This is a genomic window from Spirabiliibacterium pneumoniae, from assembly GCF_014884995.1.
GTDB classification, from domain to species: Bacteria; Pseudomonadota; Gammaproteobacteria; order Enterobacterales; family Pasteurellaceae; genus Spirabiliibacterium; species Spirabiliibacterium pneumoniae.
Genome location: NZ_JABMII010000015.1, coordinates 1 through 18,553 on the forward strand (window position 1 = coordinate 1; position 18,553 = coordinate 18,553).

The following is an 18,553-nucleotide window of genomic DNA, read 5'->3' on the forward strand; positions in this document are numbered from 1 at the left end:
ATCCCTAGAGATTGATTATCTTATTTATAAGAATTGAGTCTATCGAGCATATCCTCAAACCCAATTTCCTGCACATTTTATATTCAGATTGTTATTTGTCAAATAAAATAACATAAAAAATCACTAAATTTACATTTAACAATAAAAAAGCCCACAAAAACGTGGGCTTTATAACTCATTCGGGGTAATTAACCAATAATTTCAACGTGTTGTTGTAAGAATTGGGTGAGGTCATCTGCAATGGCTCCTGACACGGTAATAGTGCTCTTATATTGATGAGTACCGCCGTTATCAAAGCTTAAAGTATGAGATTGATTATCCCATTCCATATTGTGGTCTTTAACAGCTTGCGCAACAGCTTTGCTATCCTTAACATCAATATCAAAGCCTGAGAGCACAATCTTGTCTTCGCCTGCTTTAAAGTCTGTAATGGTATCTTTTCCGCTATTGCTATTGACTAAGAACACGAATTTATCCGCGCCTTCGCCACCGCTTAGGGTGTCATTGCCAGCACCGCCGAACAAGATGTCATCGCCCGCGCCACCATTTAAGGTGTCATTGCCACCCGTTGCTCGACCATCAAGCAGTTCCTCCCTGTAGAGTTGATAAATTATCTTTCTTGTAAAGCCTGTTTCATTCTCGTGATAGGTTTTATCAAATATTGGAAAACACTTTTCTCCCCTGTTTTGATATCCACTGTCGCAACCATGCCAGGCAACACTGGCAACACTTTACCATTTTTATCAGTCAACGTGCTACCTTTGGTTTCCACCAATACACGATAGAATGAATTGTTTGGGTTAAGCTTAAGTTCATCGGCCTGACGCTTATCTTGCAATGTACCTGGACTAAGCAAAATGACTTTACCCTCCAGTCCACCATAAATAGCATAGTCATACGCGCTGAGTTTCACCACTGCCGACATTCCTGGATGAATATAAGCCACATCTTTCGGATTAATATACGCTTCCACTAATAGGCTTTCTTCAATCGGAACGATTTCCATAATATCTTGCCCAGCTGAGATTACCCCACCGATAGTATTCACCTTGATATTTTTAATGATCCCTTTCAGGGGCGCACGAATCAAAGAACGCTCAACGGGGTCGGCTCGCATGGCTAGATTTTCACGCGCTTGGTCAAGCTCGCCTTGCATCTTAGCCAGCTCTGCGTTTGCATCGGTGATGTATTTATGTTCACGCTCAGAGATTTGCAACTGCATTTCATTTGACGAGCGTTTCATACGCAACAATTCTACCTGTGAAACAGCACCCTTTTTCACCATAGGTGCAGTGATGTTGATTTCAGAATCCAGTAAGCGCTTGCTTTCTCGCAAACTTTTAATCGACTCACGAAGCGCATCTTTTTTAGCTTGATAAACGCCCATTTCACGCTTTTTAATCTCATCAGGGATGTTGTCAGGAAAAGTCAATTTATCCCCTGAAATCTCGGCTTTAAGGCGCAACGTAATTGCCTCAAGGTTATCCACTTTTGCTTGCGTTTCACGCAACACCGCTGAACTCCGCGTGTCGTCCATTTTCAACAACACTTGCCCTTTTTCCACTTGATCCCCTTCTTTGACGAGCATTTCACTTAAAATACCAGGATCTAAGCTTTGAATAATTTGCTCGCGACTGCTTGGAATAATGCTGCCCTGCCCGCGAGTAACTTCTTCCAATTTGCTAAAATACGACCATGTGATAAACACCACCAAAAAAGCTGCTAACAACCACAGCATAGCAAAAATTTTGGTGTGCTTTTCATGCTGCATTGCCGCGTGTAAGTCCGTCAGCAGGTGCAAATCATGACTGTTGATATTCTCTTGTTGTTGCTTTTTCTCTTTCATATTGTTTGCAACCGTGCTTTTATTACGCACGGTTGTCATCCTCTATATCCGTTGGCACTTTTTCACTCACTGCTTTCGCAGTCGGCTTGCTATTTTGTTCATTTAGACGCTGTAACACGGCATCGCGTGGCCCGTCCATCGTCACTTGACCATTTTCCATCACAATCACACGGTCGACAATGCGCAGCACTTGTGGGCGGTGGGTGACCACAATTAACGTTTTATTACGCGCCCATTGGGCTATTGCACCTAGTGCGACAGTTTCATTGTATTGATCTAGTCCTGTAGTCGGCTCATCAAGCAATGCCACTTTCGGATTTTTTAACATCATCCGCGCTAATGCTACCGCCTGACGCTGTCCGCCTGAAAGCCCGAGACCATTTTCACCCAACGGCATATCTAAACCACGCGGATGACTTTGAATTAAATCCAATAATCCAAAACGTTGCAAAGCATATAGCAACGTTTGATCACTGGCAAAGTTATCTGTGCGAGCAATATCGAGGTTTTCACGCAATGTGCCTAAGAACAGACGCGGATTTTGCTCCAATAGCAACACTTGATTGCGTAAAAAGTAAGGATCGATTTGCTGGGTGTTGATATTATCCAGCGTAACAGTACCCTGGCTTGGCTGATATAAGTTCACCGCCAACTTAAGTGCGGTTGACTTACCACTGCCAATTTTCCCTAAAATCGCCACTTTTTCGCCTGCGCGCACATTAAGATTCAAACCACTCAAGGCTGGCGCATCATCTTGTTGATACTGAAAACTGACGTTTTTAAAGCTGATATTCCCTTGCACTTGGCGCAAGCTGATGTATTCACGCTCAGTCGATTTTTCAATCGGGCGTTGAACAATGCCATCTACCCCTTTAAGTGCGGTCCACGCCTGTTGAAAACGAATCGCTAAACTGGCAATTTGTCCCAATGGTGCCAGCGCACGCCCAGAGAGGATCACTGACGCAATCAACGCCCCCATAGTAATACGCGAGGCAGGGTCTTCACTGTGAATGAGATAGGTTCCAACTACCACCAAAATGACGGTATTAAGTTGTTGCAATCCTGTAATAGCATTGATCACTAAGTTACTGATGTCTTTCACTTTAATTGATGAAAATGAGCTCTTAGCCGTAAAATGATCCCAACGTTTTTGTGCCCATAGTGCTGCGTTGTTATTTTTTAAGGTTTCAATGCCTTCGATTGCTTCAACAGCTAAGCCTTGACGTTGTGAAGACTCTCGCATAGATTCGTTGATCGCTTTAGACAGAGGGAACTGCGCAAAAATACCAATACAGATCACAATCGGGATCAAAATTCCCGGCACTAAGGCTAACTTACCACCAATTAAGCCAATGACGGTGATAAACAACACCAAAAACGGCAAATCTACCAACGTGAGTAAACTGGCACTGGTCAAAAACTCGCGCACAGATTCAAAATCACGCAAATTGTTCGCATAAGATCCTGCGGAGACAGGGCGGTCTTGTAAGCGTAAAGACATTACGCGGCGGAAAAGCATCGCGGAGATAATTAAATCCGCCTTTTTGCCAGCAATATCGGTTAAATGCCCACGCAAGGTTTTCGCCAAAAACTCAAAGAAAATCGCTAAAAATACCCCAATGCTCAGAACCCATAAGGTTTCATACGCTTGGTTTGGAATCACGCGGTCATACACATTCATCACATAAAGTGAACTGACCAGCGCAAGAGTATTAATCAAAAACGTGGCAAGAATGACTTGATAGTAGTATTTTTTAAAACGCCAAATAATACGGAAGAACCACGATTTCGGCAACGTGTATTCTGGCAGTTCTGAGCGCAGATCTTGCGCCAATTTCGGCTTAATAAACCAACAGTAGCCGATATATTTTTCCTGCAGTTGGCGCTCACTTACTTCCACTTGCACATCACCTGGCTCGGCAATGCGATAAAGTCGCTCGCCTTCTTCATCGACCCGCACTTGAGTGACAACGGCCGCCTCCTCATTGCGCAAAATCAAAATGACAGGCATCGCCAATGAGGGAATGTCGCTAAGCGCACGCTCAGAAAGGCTGTTGTCGTAGCCTTCACTGCGTAAGAATTCACATAATGATGAAAAATCAAGGCTATTGCCTGTTTTTTTCACCGTATGCGCCGCCAGTGTCGCCACTGATAACGGCGCGCCTAACAGCTGCGTTGCTAACGCAAGGTTTTCAATAATCTGTTTCATAATACCTTTTATTTTTGACTAACACCCGCCCACTGGGTCAACGTGCCTTGAGAGGCTAAATAATCCAAGATCGAGTGGCGTAATTCATATTCCGAGTTCACTTTGCTCAACTGAGCTGACAACAGCTCATTTTCGGCGTTAAGTAGCTCAAGCAAGGTGCGTTTGGCAATGGAGAATTGCATTTTATAAAACTCAATCACCTCTTTTTGCGTGTTCACCTGACGGGTTAAGGTTGAGATGTGTGTTTTATATTGCTCAAGGTTGATCAGCGACAACTCTTTGCGCTCATCAAGATCTTGCACCAGTTGATCCAAACGTGTTTCAACCGCACTTAAGCGACTGGCATTTTCCTGCACCGCATAGCTATTTTGACGATTGTAAAGATCCACCGACACATTCAAATACACCAGTTGATCATCTTTAGTTGCCTGACCAACCAAATCCACTTTTGGAAAACGCGCTGCTTTTTGAGCTTCTAGCTCAGCAAGGGTGGAGTTAATCTCTTCCTTGCTCGCCAAATAGGACGGATGCAACGTTTTGTCTCGCGTGAAACGCGTTTTGAGCACCTGTGCGGTGAGTTTGTTAAATGGATCCGTGATTTTTGCCACGCTTAAATTGTGGCCTGTATAACGTTTGAGTTTACCAATGGCACTTTTTAATTCACGATCGACACTGTTCATCTGTTGTGCGATAGCATATTTACGCGCCTGCGCTTGCACATATTCAGAGCGACGCCCGACATCATTATCGGCGATAACATCAATTTCGTTTAAAGTGCTGTCAATACGTGCTGAACTTTGTTTCAGAACACTTAAAGTTTCCTTTGCTTTGAGTGCTTGCAAATAAATTTCAATCATAGAGAACGCTAGCTGTTCCTGCGCAACATCAAACTTATGCAGCGTAGCCTGCTCATTGGCCTTAGCCTGCTTCACACGTTTTTCAATCGCACCGAAGGAGTACAAATTCACCGAGGCTTCAACACCAGGATTAAACGTCGATGAACTGTTGCTTTCATAGCGATGATGCTGCTGCACGGTTTGGCGGCCAAACACAGATAATTTAGGATAATGCTCTGATACAGCTTGTTCTGTACGATTCTCTGCCGTTTTTACATCCGCTTTGGCCTCAAGAATGCGCGGATCTTTTTGGAGCGCTTTTTGCACAATGGTTTGTAATTCATTCGCATGCGCAAACGACGCCAAACACAACATGCACGTTGCCAATAGTGCACGACGCTTGGTAATAAAATGATTAGCCATGATTGTGATACTCATTTAGAAATGGGGTTAAAATATCATCATAAAAATTCGATCAATTATAGCATGAGATTATTTTTCGCCTACATAAATCGATATGAATTTACAATTTAGTATTAAGCCGACTGAGGATGATGTAAAAAAAGTTGTAATCTGTCACTAGATTTGCATAATGCAGGCAAATATTAAGGAAAAGCTATGACCAACGAGAAAACAACCCACTTTGCCCAAAGCAAACGTAAAGACGTAACCACCCCTGAATTTACCGCTGATGGGCGCTTTAAGCGCAAAATCCGCAGCTTTGTATTGCGCACAGGCCGCTTAAGTCAACATCAACAAAATGCCATGAACACGCACTGGAGCGACTTTGGAGTGGACTATCAAACCACACCGTATGATCTAACCGCACTTTTTGGCAATGGTAACCCTGTGGTGCTGGAAATCGGCTTTGGCATGGGGCATTCGCTAGTGCAGATGGCGAAACAAAATCCCGACATCAATTATCTCGGCATTGAGGTTCACACACCAGGGGTAGGCGCGTGCATTGCTAATGCAGTGGATCAAAAGGTGGACAATTTGCGCGTAATCTGTCACGATGCAGTAGAAGTATTAACCGATTGTATCCCAGATGCGAGCCTGCAGGGTTTGCAACTGTTCTTCCCAGACCCATGGCATAAAGCCAAGCACCACAAGCGTCGTATTGTTCAGCGTGAGTTTGTCGATTTAGTGGTGCAAAAACTCAAGTGCGGTGGCTTTATCCACATGGCAACAGACTGGGAGAATTACGCCGAACAAATGCTTGAGGTGCTCAGTGCCACGCCAGCGCTTGCCAACCGTGCCGCAGGCGGCGGGTATTTTGAACGCCCTGATTTTCGCCCGCTGACGAAATTTGAACAGCGCGGGCAAAAACTCGGGCATGGAGTTTGGGATCTCTATTTTATTAAAACAGACAAAAGGACATAATTATGGCTATCAAACGCAACCGCAGACAACGTAAAAAAATGCACTTAGGCGAGTTTAAAGAACTTGGCTTCGTGGTGCGCTGGCAATTCGCTGAAAACACCCCTGTTGAAGACATTGACGCCACACTTGATCGCTTCATCGCGGAAGTGATTCGCCCTAATGGCCTCGCCTACGAAGGCAGCGGCTATCTCAACTGGGAAGGTTTGGTGTGCTTAGAAAAACTCGGCCAATGTGACGATAGCCAGCGTGAACTGGTCAAAAAATGGCTAGAAGACAACAAACTGCAAAACATTGAAGTGACTGAATTGTTCGATATTTGGTGGGACTATCCAACCGCGTAACTTGAATTTTTGCCATTCACCCTGATATATAAAGTGCGGTTCGACCGCACTTTTTATTCAATGTAAGGAACATTATGAACACGCTCCCTTTTTTGTTACAAACCATAATTGGCCTTTATACCATCGTATTATTGCTGCGAGCATGGTTTCAGTTTTGCCGCGTGGATTTTTACAATCCTCTGTCACAAACCGTCGTAAAACTCACACAACCTGTGCTATCACCACTGCGGAAAGTGATCCCAACCCGACGAAATGTGGATATTGCAGCGATTGTGCTGGCATTTGCCTTGAACGTGGTGCTTTATGCCAGTTTAAATTCATTATCGGACACAACTCTGCCATGGAGTAGCCTGCTGATTATCGCCGCATTTTCATTGCTAAAAACCTTTGGCAAGATCATTTTCTGGGCGATTTTTATCCGCGCTGTGATGAGTTGGTTTTCGCGCGGGCAACACCCGTTGGATTACGTCCTTTATCAAATCAGTGAGCCACTGCTGTCGCCAATCCGCCGCATTTTACCGCGCACGGGCATGATTGATTTCGCCCCGATGGTGCTCGCCTTTGGGTTGATTTTAGCCAACAATTTACTGCTCGATATTTTTGGCGCACTGTGGTTTTATGCCTAATCTATTTACCCTGATCTGAAAAAACAAACCTCACCTTCGTGTGAGGTTTTTTATTGACCGCACTTTAAGAAGCACCAAAGTGCGGTCAAGTCAACCTCTTAAAGTTGAGAATTATTTTTATTTGATTTACATCAAAAATCATATATATTGTGTTTTAAATTAACATTAGCACAATATATAGTAATCCACACACATCCTACATAAGGAAGCGATATGAAAACACTGGCGGTAATCAAACGCGACGGTGCCATTGTTCCGTTCGCACAAGAACGCATTCTTTGCGCTATTGACAAAGCGGCACAGGCCGTAGGGCTTAATGATAATACCTTTGCAATTACGCAAAGTGCGGTGGTGGTTGATCATATCTATGCTCACCACGTTGATCACATCGACATCGCGCAAATTCAAACGCTGGTAGAAACCCAGCTTATGCGCAGCAATCCAGACGTGGCGCGCGCCTATATTGAATACCGCCATGACCGAGACATCGCGCGCGAAAAACGCAGCCAACTCACCCAAGAAATTGAAGGGCTGGTGGCGCAGAATAATCTTGATATTCTCAATGAAAATGCCAATAAAGACGCCAAAGTTATCCCCACCCAGCGCGATTTGCTCGCGGGTATTGTGGCGAAACATTACGCTAAGCACTACTTGCTGCCTGCCGATGTGGTGCAAGCACATGAGCGTGGCGAAATTCACTATCACGACTTAGACTATGCACCGTTTTTCCCAATGTTTAACTGTATGCTCGTTGACCTTAAAGGCATGCTTGAACACGGCTTTAAAATGGGCAATGCCGACATCGACACCCCCAAATCAATTGCCACCGCCACCGCAGTAACCGCACAAATTATTGCCCAAGTTGCCAGTCATATTTATGGCGGTACCACGATTAACCGCATTGACGAAGTGCTTGCACCCTATGTGCAAAAAAGTTATGACAAACATTTGGCGGTTGCCCAAGAATGGCAAATTGCTCGCGCGCAGGAATATGCCCGCGCACGCACCGAAAAAGAGTGCTTCGACGCGTTTCAGTCTTTGGAATATGAGGTCAACACCCTGCACACCGCCAACGGGCAAACGCCATTTGTCACCTTTGGCTTTGGCTTGGGGCTAAGTTGGCAGGCGAAGCTGATCCAACGTGCGATTTTAGAAAACCGTATCGTCGGCTTAGGCAAAAATCACAAAACGGCGGTGTTCCCGAAACTCGTGTTCACCTTGAAAAAAGGTGTCAATCTTGAGCGCAATGACCCCAATTACGACATCAAACAGCTAGCCCTCAAATGCAGCGCTGAGCGGATGTATCCCGATATTTTAAATTATGACAAAGTGGTGGAAGTGACAGGCTCGTTCAAAGCGCCAATGGGCTGTCGCAGCTTTTTAGGCAAATTTGAAGATGAGCACGGCGAGCAACATGACGGGCGCAACAATCTTGGCGTGGTCAGCCTCAACTTGCCGCGCATTGCCATTGAGGCACAAAAAGATGAAGTGCGGTTTTACCAACTGTTAGACGAGCGGCTTACCATCGCCAAAAAAGCGCTGCTCACGCGCATTGCACGGCTGGCCAACACCAAAGCGCGTGTGGCACCAATTTTGTATATGGAAGGTGCCTGTGGCGTACGTTTGGCTGCCGACGATAATGTGGCGGACATTTTCAAGCGCGGACGAGCCTCTATTTCACTGGGTTACATTGGTATTTTTGAAACTATCACCGCACTTTACGGTGGCCATATCTATGACGACACCACATTACGCGCCAAAGGCATTGCGATTGTTACCCATCTGCGCTGTGCAGTGGATGCTTGGAAGGCGGAAACAGGTTATGCCTTTAGTCTCTATTCTACCCCGAGCGAAAACCTCTGCCACCGCTTTTGCCGCCTGGATTCGCAACAATTTGGCACTATTGCAGGCGTCACCGATAAGGGCTACTACACCAATAGTTTCCATCTCGATGTAGAAAAAAAGGTCAATCCGTACGACAAGATCGACTTTGAAATGCCCTACCCTGCGCTAGCTAACGGTGGCTTTATTTGTTACGGCGAATACCCCAATATGCAGCACAACCTCAAAGCGCTGGAAGATGTGTGGGATTACAGCTACAGCCGTGTGCCGTATTACGGTACCAACACACCGATTGATGAGTGCTACAAATGCGGCTTTAAAGGTGAATTTAACTGCACCAGCAAAGGTTTTGTTTGCCCAAGCTGCGGTAATCACGACGCCAACAGCGTGTCGGTCACACGTCGCGTATGCGGCTATCTCGGCAGCCCCGACGCTCGACCATTCAATGCGGGCAAGCAAGAGGAAGTTAAACGTCGGGTGAAACATTTATAACGTGCTGCGATGAATTATTTACAATACTATCCCGTGGATGTGGTTAATGGCGAAGGCACCCGTTGCACTTTGTTTGTGGCAGGCTGCACCCACGCCTGCCGTGGCTGTTACAATCAAGCCAGCTGGCGCTTTGACGCAGGGTTGCCCTTTGATGAGGCGATGGAGCAGCGCATTATCGATGATCTCAATGACACCCGCATTCGCCGCCAAGGGCTGTCGCTCAGTGGTGGCGACCCGCTGCATCCGCGCAACGTGACCGCACTTTTGCCTTTTGTCCGCAAGGTCAAAGCACTTTGCCCTGAGAAAGACATTTGGCTGTGGACGGGCTATCGCTTTGCTGAATTCTCTCCTGAGCAGCGCGCCTTGGTGGATTATGTCGATGTGTTAATCGACGGCAAGTTTGAGCAGGCGCAAGCCGACCGCACTTTGCGCTGGCGCGGCTCCCGCAATCAGGTGATTTATTATTTGAAGGTGTGATTTTTGCTTACGGGTGGTGAATCACAAACCCGCCGAGAGGCGGGTTTGTCACATTAAAACAACACACGGGCTTTAATTGTGCCCTCAATGGTGCGCAACTGCTGCAAAATATCGCGGCTGTTGTCCGTTTCCACGTCAATCACCACATAACCAATTGCAGGATCAGTTTGCAAATATTGTGAGGCAATATTCACATTCGCCTGCGTGAAAATTTGGTTGATTTTGTTCAACACGCCTGGGCGATTGTGGTGAATGTGCATTAACCGTTTTGCTTGGTTGTGCGTTGGCAACGACACTTCAGGGAAATTCACGGCAGAAAGGGTTGAGCCATTATCGGAATATTTCACCAATTTATTGGCCACCTCAGCGCCGATATTCTCTTGTGCCTCCGAGGTGGAGCCACCAATGTGCGGCGTTAAAATTACATTATCAAACGCGCGCAACGACGATTCAAACACCTCATTAATGGAGGCTGGTTCCGTTGGGAATACATCAATTGCCGCGCCAAAAAGCTGCTGGCTTTCCAGCGCTTGGGTTAACGCCTCAATGTCCACTACAGTGCCGCGAGCGGCATTCACCAAAATGGCACCTGATTTCATTTCGCTTAGACGCTGTGCGTCAATCAAATTTTTGGTGCTATCGTTTTCAGGCACATGCAGTGAGATAACGTCACAATGATTTAAAAGTGCGGTCAGGCTGCCCATTTGCTGCGCATTCCCGAGCGGTAATTTATTTTCAATATCATAGAAGAATACTTGCATGCCGACCGATTCTGCCAACACGCTCAACTGCGAACCAATATGCCCATAACCAATGATGCCAAGCTTTTTACCGCGCACTTCATGACAACCTGCGGCAGACTTATTCCATACACCACGGTGAACTTCCGCATTCGCTTTCGGCACATTGCGCATCAGCAGCAAGATTTCACCGAGCACCAGCTCCGCCACCGAGCGAGTATTAGAAAACGGTGCATTGAACACAGGAATGCCACGCGCTTTTGCTGCTTTTAAATCCACTTGGTTGGTGCCAATACAAAAGCAGCCTATCGCAATCAATTTTTTCGCCTGTGCAAGCACCTCAGCAGTTAAATGAGTGCGCGAGCGAATGCCCACAAAATGCGCATCTTTAATCGCTTCTATCAAATCCGCATCATCAAGGGCTTTTTTGTGATATTCAATGTTGGTATAGCCCGCCGCATGCAAGCAGTCAACCGCACTTTGATGTACCCCCTCTAGCAACAAAAACTTAATTTTATCTTTCTCCAGAGAAACTTTCGCGCTCATGATTTTTCCTTAGTCTATAATGACTTTTGCTCCATTTGGGGTGCCAACAATCACTACATCTGCGCCACGCAGCGCAAAAATGCCATTGGTGACCACCCCTGCGAGGTTATTTAATGTTTTTTCCATCTCCATTGGCTGCATAATTTTAAAATTATGCACATCCAAAATCACGTTGCCGTTGTCCGTGACCACGCCTTCACGATATTCTGGTGCGCCTCCCAGTGCCACTAATTGGCGTGCCACATAAGAGCGCGCCATCGGGATGACCTCAACCGGCAGCGGGAAGGTTGAGCCAAGCACATCTACTTGCTTGCTTTGATCCACAATGCAGACAAAACGCTTGGCTAGTGCGGCGACAATTTTTTCACGGGTGAGTGCCGCACCACCGCCTTTAATCATCATTTTTTGCGGATTAATTTCATCCGCGCCGTCAATATACACATCCAAACCTGAAACTTGGTTAGCATCAAAAACCTCAATGCCTAAGGTGCGCAAACGTTCTTCTGACACCTTAGAGGCCGCCACCGCCCCTTGAATTTTGTGTGCGATTTTGCCCAGTTCATCAATAAAACAATTTACCGTCGAGCCACTGCCCACCCCCACAATGCCACCGTTGGGTACAAATTCAATCGCAGCCTTAGCTGCCTGTATTTTCATTTCCTGTTGGTTCATTTTGCGCTCCTTAATGGAATGAGATTATCTTACCTTGTTTGCGGGATTGTTCAATCAAATTAGATTAACATTTAAATGCTAAAATTTTCATCATTCTGGCAAAAACAGTTGCAATACTTCGTTTAAAAACAATGCTCCCTGCGTGCTGAGTTGCCAAGCGTGGGGGGTGATATTCACCCAGCCCTTGTCTGCCGCCTGCGCCAGCACGCCTGCCACTTGCGCGCAATCAAGCCCCGTAAATTGCTCAAATTCGTGTTTCGGGCACGGTTCTAACAGGCGAAAGCGATTCATAAAAAACTCAAACGCGCGCTCGCTTGCCTCGACCGCACTTTGCTGGTAGAGATAGTTGCCCTGTAAGTAGCCTTTCGGGTGCTTGGTTTTGCTGTAACGAATGATGTCGCCTGCGGGAAAGCTCACCTTGCCGTGCGCGCCACAACCAATTCCTAAATAATCACCAAAACGCCAATAATTGAGATTGTGCTGACATTGAAAGTGCGGTTTAGCATAGGCCGAGGTTTCGTATTGCTGATAGCCATACTTGGTGAGCAACTGGTTGCCTTGCTCAAAAATCGCCCATAAGTCGTCGTCATCGGGCAAAATTGGCGGACGAGAAGCAAACTGCGTGTTTGGCTCAATGGTGAGTTGATACCACGACAAGTGCGGTGGCGCAAGGGCGATCGCTTGGCGCAAGTCATCAAGTGCCTGCGCAGGTGTTTGGTTCGGCAAGCCGTGCATTAAATCCAAATTGAAACTGTGTACACCGCTTGCCTTCGCCATGTCAACGGCGGCTTTTGCCTCTTGGCTATTATGAATGCGCCCAAGGTGGCGCAGTTTGTCATCATCAAAACTTTGAATGCCCATCGAAAGGCGAGTAACACCTGCGTGCGCGTAGCCTTTAAAACGCTCTGACTCCGCGGTGCCTGGGTTGGCTTCAAGGGTGATTTCAATGTTCGGTGCAAAGGGGACTTTTTCTCGAATACGCGAAAGCAGCAACGCAATGCTATCAGCGGAAAACAAGCTCGGCGTGCCGCCGCCAATAAAAATAGAGTGCAAAGTGCGGTTTTGCACATAGCGCAAGTCGGCATCAAGATCACGCAACAAATGCGTGATGTATTCTTGCTCAGGGATGACGCCGCGCTGCGCGTGAGAATTAAAATCACAATATGGACATTTTTGCACACACCACGGGATATGCACATACAAACTCAGCGGTGGCAGCTGCACAAACGCCCCCTGTGTAAATGGTCACTCACAGTGTATGCTCCAGCTGCGCTTTTAAACTCGCTAACGCTTGCCCACGGTGCGATATGCGCTGTTTCTCGTCCAGTGATAATTGGGCAAAAGTGCGGTTTTTCGGCGGATAGAAAAACAGCGGATCATAGCCAAAGCCATTTTCACCTTGTGCAAGCTGTGCTATTTCGCCCACGCATTCGCCTTGAGCAATGATCGGGCTTGGGTCGTTGGCGTGGCGCAAAAACACGATCACGCTGACAAATTTAGCTTGCCGCTCAGCGTGAGGAATGGCGTTCATCTCGAGCAACAGTTTGGCGCAGTTGTCAGCATCACTGGCGTTCTCCCCTGCATAGCGCGCGGAATACAACCCTGGCGCGCCATTAAGGGCACGAACCACCAAGCCAGAGTCATCAGCAATAGCAGGCAAGCCACTTTGTGCGGCGGCATGGCGCGCTTTTTTTAAGGCATTCTCCACGAAGGTTAATCCGTCTTCAACCGCACTTTCGATCCCAAGTGCCCTTTGCGAGAGCACCTCAAAGCCCAGTTCCCCAATCACACTGGCCATTTCGCGCACCTTGCCCGCATTGCCTGTTGCGAGCACCACTTTTTGCTTGATCATGCGTTCTCCTTTTGGCTGCCTTGCAAATAGAGCATTTCCAGCGCCAGTGTCGCCCCCGCCAAGGCGGTGATTTGCGATTGATCAAAGGCTGGCGAAACCTCGACAATGTCCATGCCGACGATGTTCACCCCTTGCAATTGACGCAAAATTTTCAGGATTTTATCTGGCGTCATGCCACCAATCACTGGCGTGCCCGTGCCAGGAGCGTAGGCTGGGTCAAGGCAGTCGATATCAAACGTGAGATAAACGGGCATATCGCCCACGGTGTGTTTGATTTTTGCTACAATGTCAGCTGCGCTCATATCATTCGCCGTTGGCGCATCCAGCACGGTGAACGGCAAAGTGCGGTCGTACTCGGTACGAATGCCAATTTGAATCGAGCGTGCAGCATCAATCAACCCTTCTTTCGGTGCGTGGTAAAACATCGTGCCGTGGTCGTAATCACTGCCGTTGTCGTAGGTGTCGGTGTGCGCATCAAAATGCAACAGCGCCAATTTACCGAAATGCTTGGCATGCGCGCGCAGCAGTGGCAAGGTGATGAAATGATCGCCACCAAAGGTTAAGCATTTTTTACCGCACTTTAAGAGTTGGCTAGCGTGTTGTTCGAGCTTTTGCACAAAATCGGCATTATCGCCAAAGGCGTAAACTAAATCGCCGCAGTCTTCGATTTTCAAGCGTTCACGCACATCAAAATCCCACGGAAAACGACAATGTTCCCATGCCAGATTCACCGACGCACGGCGGATGGCCTCCGCACCTGAGCGCGTGCCTGCACGGCCTGATGTGGCTTGGTCAAACGGCACACCCGTGATGACCCAATCAGCATTGCCTTGATAAGGCGTAAAATTTAATGGCAGGCGCAAAAAGCCAAAATTGTTAGACACCAAGGAAATATCTTCAGCGTGGTTTAAGGTATTCATTACTCTTCCTCTAAGTAGGTGTAGCCATTTAAGCCACTTTCTAATTCTTGTAAAAACTTCAAGCCTTCAGCCGCAGATAAATTCGACTGCTCAATTTGCTCTCGGTAATCATTGATCAATTTTTGTGGATTAAGATGCACATACTCAAGCATATCAGCCACTGTATTGCCTTCATCAAACTCCGTGATAATCACCTCACCATTCTCATCAAGCAATACGTCAATCGTGCTGGTATCGCCAAATAAGTTATGCATATTGCCCAAAATTTCTTGATATGCCCCCACCATAAAAAAGCCCAACAACGGTGGCTCATCTTCTTCGTAATACGGCAACGGCATGGTATTAGTAATACCATCACCATCAATGTAGCGTTTTATCATGCCATCACTATCGCAAGTGATGTCCAGCACCAATGCACGCCGTTCGGTTGGCTGATTAAGATTAGTTAATGGACAAACAGGGAACAGTTGGTCAATCCCCCACGCATCTGGCAGGGATTGAAATAATGAAAAATTGACATACAATTTGTCGGCAAAGCGCTCTTGCAGTTCGTCAATCACGCCGCGGTGGAAGCGGTGTTTTTCATCAAACATATTGCCAATTTCATGACAAATATTGAGATAAAGTTGCTCAGCCCAAGCACGCTGTTCAAGATTAAGCACGCCCACATTATATTGGTTATGCACATCGCTTAAATCAAATTGGCTTTCATGCACCCAACTGCGCAAAGAACGTTTCTCACGGGATTCAAAAACATCGCACCACGTTTCCCACATGCTGTGCAGCACGCGCGGTGCATCTTCCGCTGGCGGCGAAAGAATCTGATCTTTAAAACGCTCCACCCCAATCACATTAGAAATTAGCACAGCGTGGTGTGCCGTCACGCCACGACCCGATTCCGTAATAATCGTTGGGTGTGGCAAGCCGTGCTCTTCACACGCCTGACCGATGCCCCAAACGACGGTTTCGGCGTATTCTGACAAGCTATAATTGACGGAATATTCCGATTGTGTGCGGTTGCCTTCATAATCAACCCCTAAGCCGCCACCGACATCAAAGCAATTGATGTTGACACCCAGTTTGTGCAACTCCACATAAAAACGCGCACTCTCATGCACGCCCGTTGCCACATCACGAATATTGCCCAACTGAGAGCCAAGGTGGAAATGTAACAATTGTAGGCTGTCAAGTTGCTCGTGCTGCTTTAAGATTTCAACTAAATGCAGCACCTGCGTGGCGGAAAGCCCGAATTTGGATTTATCACCACCAGAAGATTGCCATTTGCCTTTGCCTTGCGACACCAAGCGCGCGCGCACGCCTAAGCGAGGCTTAACGTTCAGCTTTCTCGCTTCTTCAAGCACCAGTTGAATTTCCGAGATTTTCTCAATCACCAAATAAACTTTATGCCCTAATTTTTCCCCCATTAAGGCATAACGAATGTATTCACGATCTTTGTAACCGTTGCACACAATCACAGTTCGCGTAGCACCCGCGTGCGCCAGCACTGCCATCAATTCAGCTTTCGACCCCGCCTCTAACCCCAAGGTTTGCTTGGAGTTGATAAGCGATTCAATCACGCGGCGATGTTGATTAACCTTGATCGGATACACTAAAAAGTAATCACCTTGATAGCCAAAATTCTCACGCGCACTTTTAAAGGCATCATTAATGGAACGTAAACGGTGTTGTAAAATCTGTGGGAAGCAAAACAGCGTTGGCAAGGTGCTGCCTTTTTCGGCCTGTGCTTTGGCAATCAGCTGCGTGAAAGCCACCCGCTTTTCACTTTGCTGCGGATTTGGACAGACATACATCTCACCGTCGTCGTTCACGCCAAAATAACCAATTCCCCAATAATCAATATTATACACATCCCGTACTAAGTCGTTATTGTGTTCAAAGGTCAGCTTTCTTTCTTCAACTGTTGCCATCTTTAGCATTCTCCCATGCATTCAAGGTTGCTTCTACAGCATAAAAACGTGTTCTAGTATAGCCAAAATGACCGCACTTTTGCATAAAAAAGCGTGTCATTCGCAATAAAAGTTGCTATTATAGCCGTCTAGATGTTTATCTATCTAAATTCAATGTATTCGTGTAGCCCAGCAGTATGAAAAGCGAAAGTGCGGTTACACCCAAAAGGAAACACTATGTCAAACTACTTATTTACTTCTGAATCCGTTTCGGCTGGGCACCCAGACAAAATTGCCGATCAAATCTCTGATGCGGTACTTGATGCCATCATCAAGCAAGATCCAAAAGCGCGCGTCGCCTGTGAAACCTACGTTAAAACTGGCATGGCGCTGGTCGGTGGCGAAATCACCACCTCTGCGTGGGTGGATATTGAACACATCGCCCGCCAAGTGATTTGCGACATTGGGTACACTTCATCCGCTATGGGCTTTGACGGGCATTCATGCGCTGTGCTTAACGGCATTGGTAAACAGTCTTCCGACATCAATCAAGGCGTTGACCGCGCCGATCCACTCGATCAAGGTGCTGGCGACCAAGGCATTATGTTTGGCTATGCCACGAATGAAACCGACGTGCTGATGCCTGCGCCAATCACCTACGCACATCGCTTGATGGAGCAGCAAGAAAAAGTGCGCAAAAATGGGACATTGCCATTCCTGCGCCCTGATGCAAAAAGCCAAATTACATTTTTGTATGAAGACAATAAAATCAAAGGCATCGATGCAGTGGTGCTCTCCACCCAACACGCAGAAGACGTTAGCCAAGCCGATATTTATGAAGGCGTGATGGAAACCATCATCAAACCCATTTTGCCAAGCCAATGGTTGTCGGATAAAACAAAATATTTTATCAACCCAACTGGGCGTTTTGTGATCGGCGGCCCGATGGGAGATTGTGGCTTGACTGGGCGTAAAATCATTGTGGATACCTACGGCGGTGCGGCTCGCCACGGTGGCGGCGCCTTCTCGGGCAAAGACCCATCCAAAGTTGACCGCTCAGCTGCTTATGCCGCACGTTATGTGGCAAAAAATATTGTAGCGGCAGGGCTTGCTGATCGCTGTGAAATCCAGCTGTCTTACGCCATCGGCGTGGCAGAGCCCACCTCAATTATGGTGCAAACCTTCGGCACAGCGAAAGTGAGTGAAGACTTACTCGTGAAATTAGTGCGTGAGTTTTTCGATCTACGCCCATACGGCTTGATTAAAATGTTAGATTTGATTCAACCAATCTACCGCGAAACCGCCACTTACGGGCACTTCGGTCGTGAACAATTCCCATGGGAAAAAACTGATCGCGCTGAGGAATTACGCAACGCAGCAGGCTTATAAAAACAAAAGTGCGGTCCAACCTCTCAATAAAAAAGCCCACCGAAGTGGGCTTTTTCACATAAAGTTGAATTATTCCGCAGCGGCTTCTTCAGCAACTTCTGGGCGGTCAACCAGCTCAATGTAAGCCATTGGCGCATTGTCACCTGCACGGAAACCACATTTTAAGATGCGGGTGTAACCACCTGCACGGTTTGCAAAACGTGGACCTAATTCATTAAATAATTTCGCAACGATTTCGTTGTCACGAGTACGAGCAAAAGCTAAACGGCGATTTGCAACGCTGTCTGCTTTCGCTAAAGTAATTAACGGCTCAACTACACGACGTAATTCTTTAGCTTTAGGTAAAGTTGTCTTGATAATTTCATGACGAACTAATGAACCTGCCATATTACGGAACATCGCTTGGCGATGACTGCTGTTACGGTTTAGTTGACGACCACTCTTACGATGGCGCATACGTTATCCTTCTTTCGAA

17 protein-coding genes are annotated in these 18,553 nt (G+C 46.8%); 6 read left to right on the plus strand and 11 right to left on the minus strand.

Translation table 11 applies throughout. The annotated features are described in order from the left end of the window. Positions 1-188: 188 nt before the first annotated feature. The 4 genes from HPC38_RS09060 to HPC38_RS09075 are packed head-to-tail and all read right to left on the minus strand — an operon-like array spanning position 189 to position 5,314. Positions 189-662: a M10 family metallopeptidase C-terminal domain-containing protein gene (locus HPC38_RS09060; protein ID WP_328805260.1), complete on the minus strand. Its 474-nt coding sequence runs from the start codon at positions 660-662 to the stop codon at positions 189-191. Next, positions 611-1,846, minus strand: coding sequence for an HlyD family efflux transporter periplasmic adaptor subunit (locus tag HPC38_RS09065; RefSeq protein ID WP_208121034.1), 1,236 nt, complete (start codon positions 1,844-1,846; stop codon positions 611-613). Before HPC38_RS09065 ends, HPC38_RS09060 begins: the two co-directional genes overlap by 52 nt. A 22-nt stretch (positions 1,847-1,868) precedes the next feature. Further along, positions 1,869-4,055 carry a type I secretion system permease/ATPase gene (locus tag HPC38_RS09070; protein ID WP_208120973.1) on the minus strand — a complete coding sequence of 729 codons (2,187 nt, stop codon included), beginning with the start codon at positions 4,053-4,055 and terminating at the stop codon, positions 1,869-1,871. 8 nt (positions 4,056-4,063) lie between these two features. Further along, a complete protein-coding gene (locus tag HPC38_RS09075) occupies positions 4,064-5,314 on the minus strand; it encodes a TolC family protein (protein WP_208120974.1) in 1,251 nt (416 codons plus the stop codon). A 195-nt stretch (positions 5,315-5,509) separates the two neighbouring features. Here HPC38_RS09075 and trmB point away from each other — a divergent pair, with 195 nt between their 5' ends. From trmB to nrdG, 5 genes are all read left to right on the plus strand, one after another. Continuing rightward, positions 5,510-6,274 carry a tRNA (guanosine(46)-N7)-methyltransferase TrmB gene (gene trmB / locus HPC38_RS09080; RefSeq protein WP_208120975.1) on the plus strand — a complete coding sequence of 255 codons (765 nt, stop codon included), beginning with the start codon at positions 5,510-5,512 and terminating at the stop codon, positions 6,272-6,274. Positions 6,275-6,276: 2 nt separating this feature from the next. Continuing rightward, positions 6,277-6,615: a YggL family protein gene (locus HPC38_RS09085; RefSeq protein ID WP_208120976.1), complete on the plus strand. Its 339-nt coding sequence runs from the start codon at positions 6,277-6,279 to the stop codon at positions 6,613-6,615. A 74-nt stretch (positions 6,616-6,689) separates the two neighbouring features. Continuing rightward, positions 6,690-7,241 (plus strand): YggT family protein, encoded by a 552-nt coding sequence (locus HPC38_RS09090; RefSeq protein WP_208120977.1) that lies wholly within the window; start codon positions 6,690-6,692, stop codon positions 7,239-7,241. Between the two features lie 213 nt (positions 7,242-7,454). Further along, the gene (gene nrdD, locus HPC38_RS09095) at positions 7,455-9,575 is read left to right on the plus strand and encodes an anaerobic ribonucleoside-triphosphate reductase (RefSeq protein WP_208120978.1); all 2,121 of its coding nucleotides are present in this window, start codon (positions 7,455-7,457) and stop codon (positions 9,573-9,575) included. 9 nt (positions 9,576-9,584) lie between these two features. Continuing rightward, positions 9,585-10,052, plus strand: coding sequence for an anaerobic ribonucleoside-triphosphate reductase-activating protein (gene nrdG, locus HPC38_RS09100; protein WP_208120979.1), 468 nt, complete (start codon positions 9,585-9,587; stop codon positions 10,050-10,052). A 53-nt stretch (positions 10,053-10,105) separates the two neighbouring features. On the opposite strand, the gene serA is transcribed toward nrdG, so the two are convergent. From serA to speA, 6 genes are all read right to left on the minus strand, one after another. Next, entirely contained in the window at positions 10,106-11,338 is a 1,233-nt protein-coding gene (serA, locus tag HPC38_RS09105; RefSeq protein ID WP_208120980.1) for a phosphoglycerate dehydrogenase, read from the minus strand. Between the two features lie 9 nt (positions 11,339-11,347). Then, entirely contained in the window at positions 11,348-12,010 is a 663-nt protein-coding gene (gene rpiA / locus HPC38_RS09110) for a ribose-5-phosphate isomerase RpiA (RefSeq protein WP_208120981.1), read from the minus strand. A gap of 90 nt (positions 12,011-12,100) precedes the next feature. Continuing rightward, positions 12,101-13,234, minus strand: coding sequence for a radical SAM family heme chaperone HemW (gene hemW / locus HPC38_RS09115; protein WP_208120982.1), 1,134 nt, complete (start codon positions 13,232-13,234; stop codon positions 12,101-12,103). A gap of 25 nt (positions 13,235-13,259) precedes the next feature. Then, positions 13,260-13,859 carry an XTP/dITP diphosphatase gene (locus HPC38_RS09120; protein WP_208121035.1) on the minus strand — a complete coding sequence of 200 codons (600 nt, stop codon included), beginning with the start codon at positions 13,857-13,859 and terminating at the stop codon, positions 13,260-13,262. After that, the gene (gene speB, locus HPC38_RS09125; protein ID WP_208120983.1) at positions 13,859-14,782 is read right to left on the minus strand and encodes an agmatinase; all 924 of its coding nucleotides are present in this window, start codon (positions 14,780-14,782) and stop codon (positions 13,859-13,861) included. The genes HPC38_RS09120 and speB overlap by 1 nt, the downstream gene beginning before the upstream one ends. Continuing rightward, entirely contained in the window at positions 14,782-16,710 is a 1,929-nt protein-coding gene (gene speA, locus HPC38_RS09130) for a biosynthetic arginine decarboxylase (protein WP_235977716.1), read from the minus strand. Before speA ends, speB begins: the two co-directional genes overlap by 1 nt. A gap of 216 nt (positions 16,711-16,926) precedes the next feature. Between speA and metK the strand changes: the two genes are divergently transcribed. Next, positions 16,927-18,078: a methionine adenosyltransferase gene (gene metK, locus HPC38_RS09135; RefSeq protein ID WP_208120985.1), complete on the plus strand. Its 1,152-nt coding sequence runs from the start codon at positions 16,927-16,929 to the stop codon at positions 18,076-18,078. A gap of 69 nt (positions 18,079-18,147) precedes the next feature. Here the strand turns inward: metK and rplQ are convergent, their stop codons facing one another. After that, positions 18,148-18,534 carry a 50S ribosomal protein L17 gene (gene rplQ / locus HPC38_RS09140; RefSeq protein ID WP_208120986.1) on the minus strand — a complete coding sequence of 129 codons (387 nt, stop codon included), beginning with the start codon at positions 18,532-18,534 and terminating at the stop codon, positions 18,148-18,150. Positions 18,535-18,553: the final 19 nt, after the last annotated feature.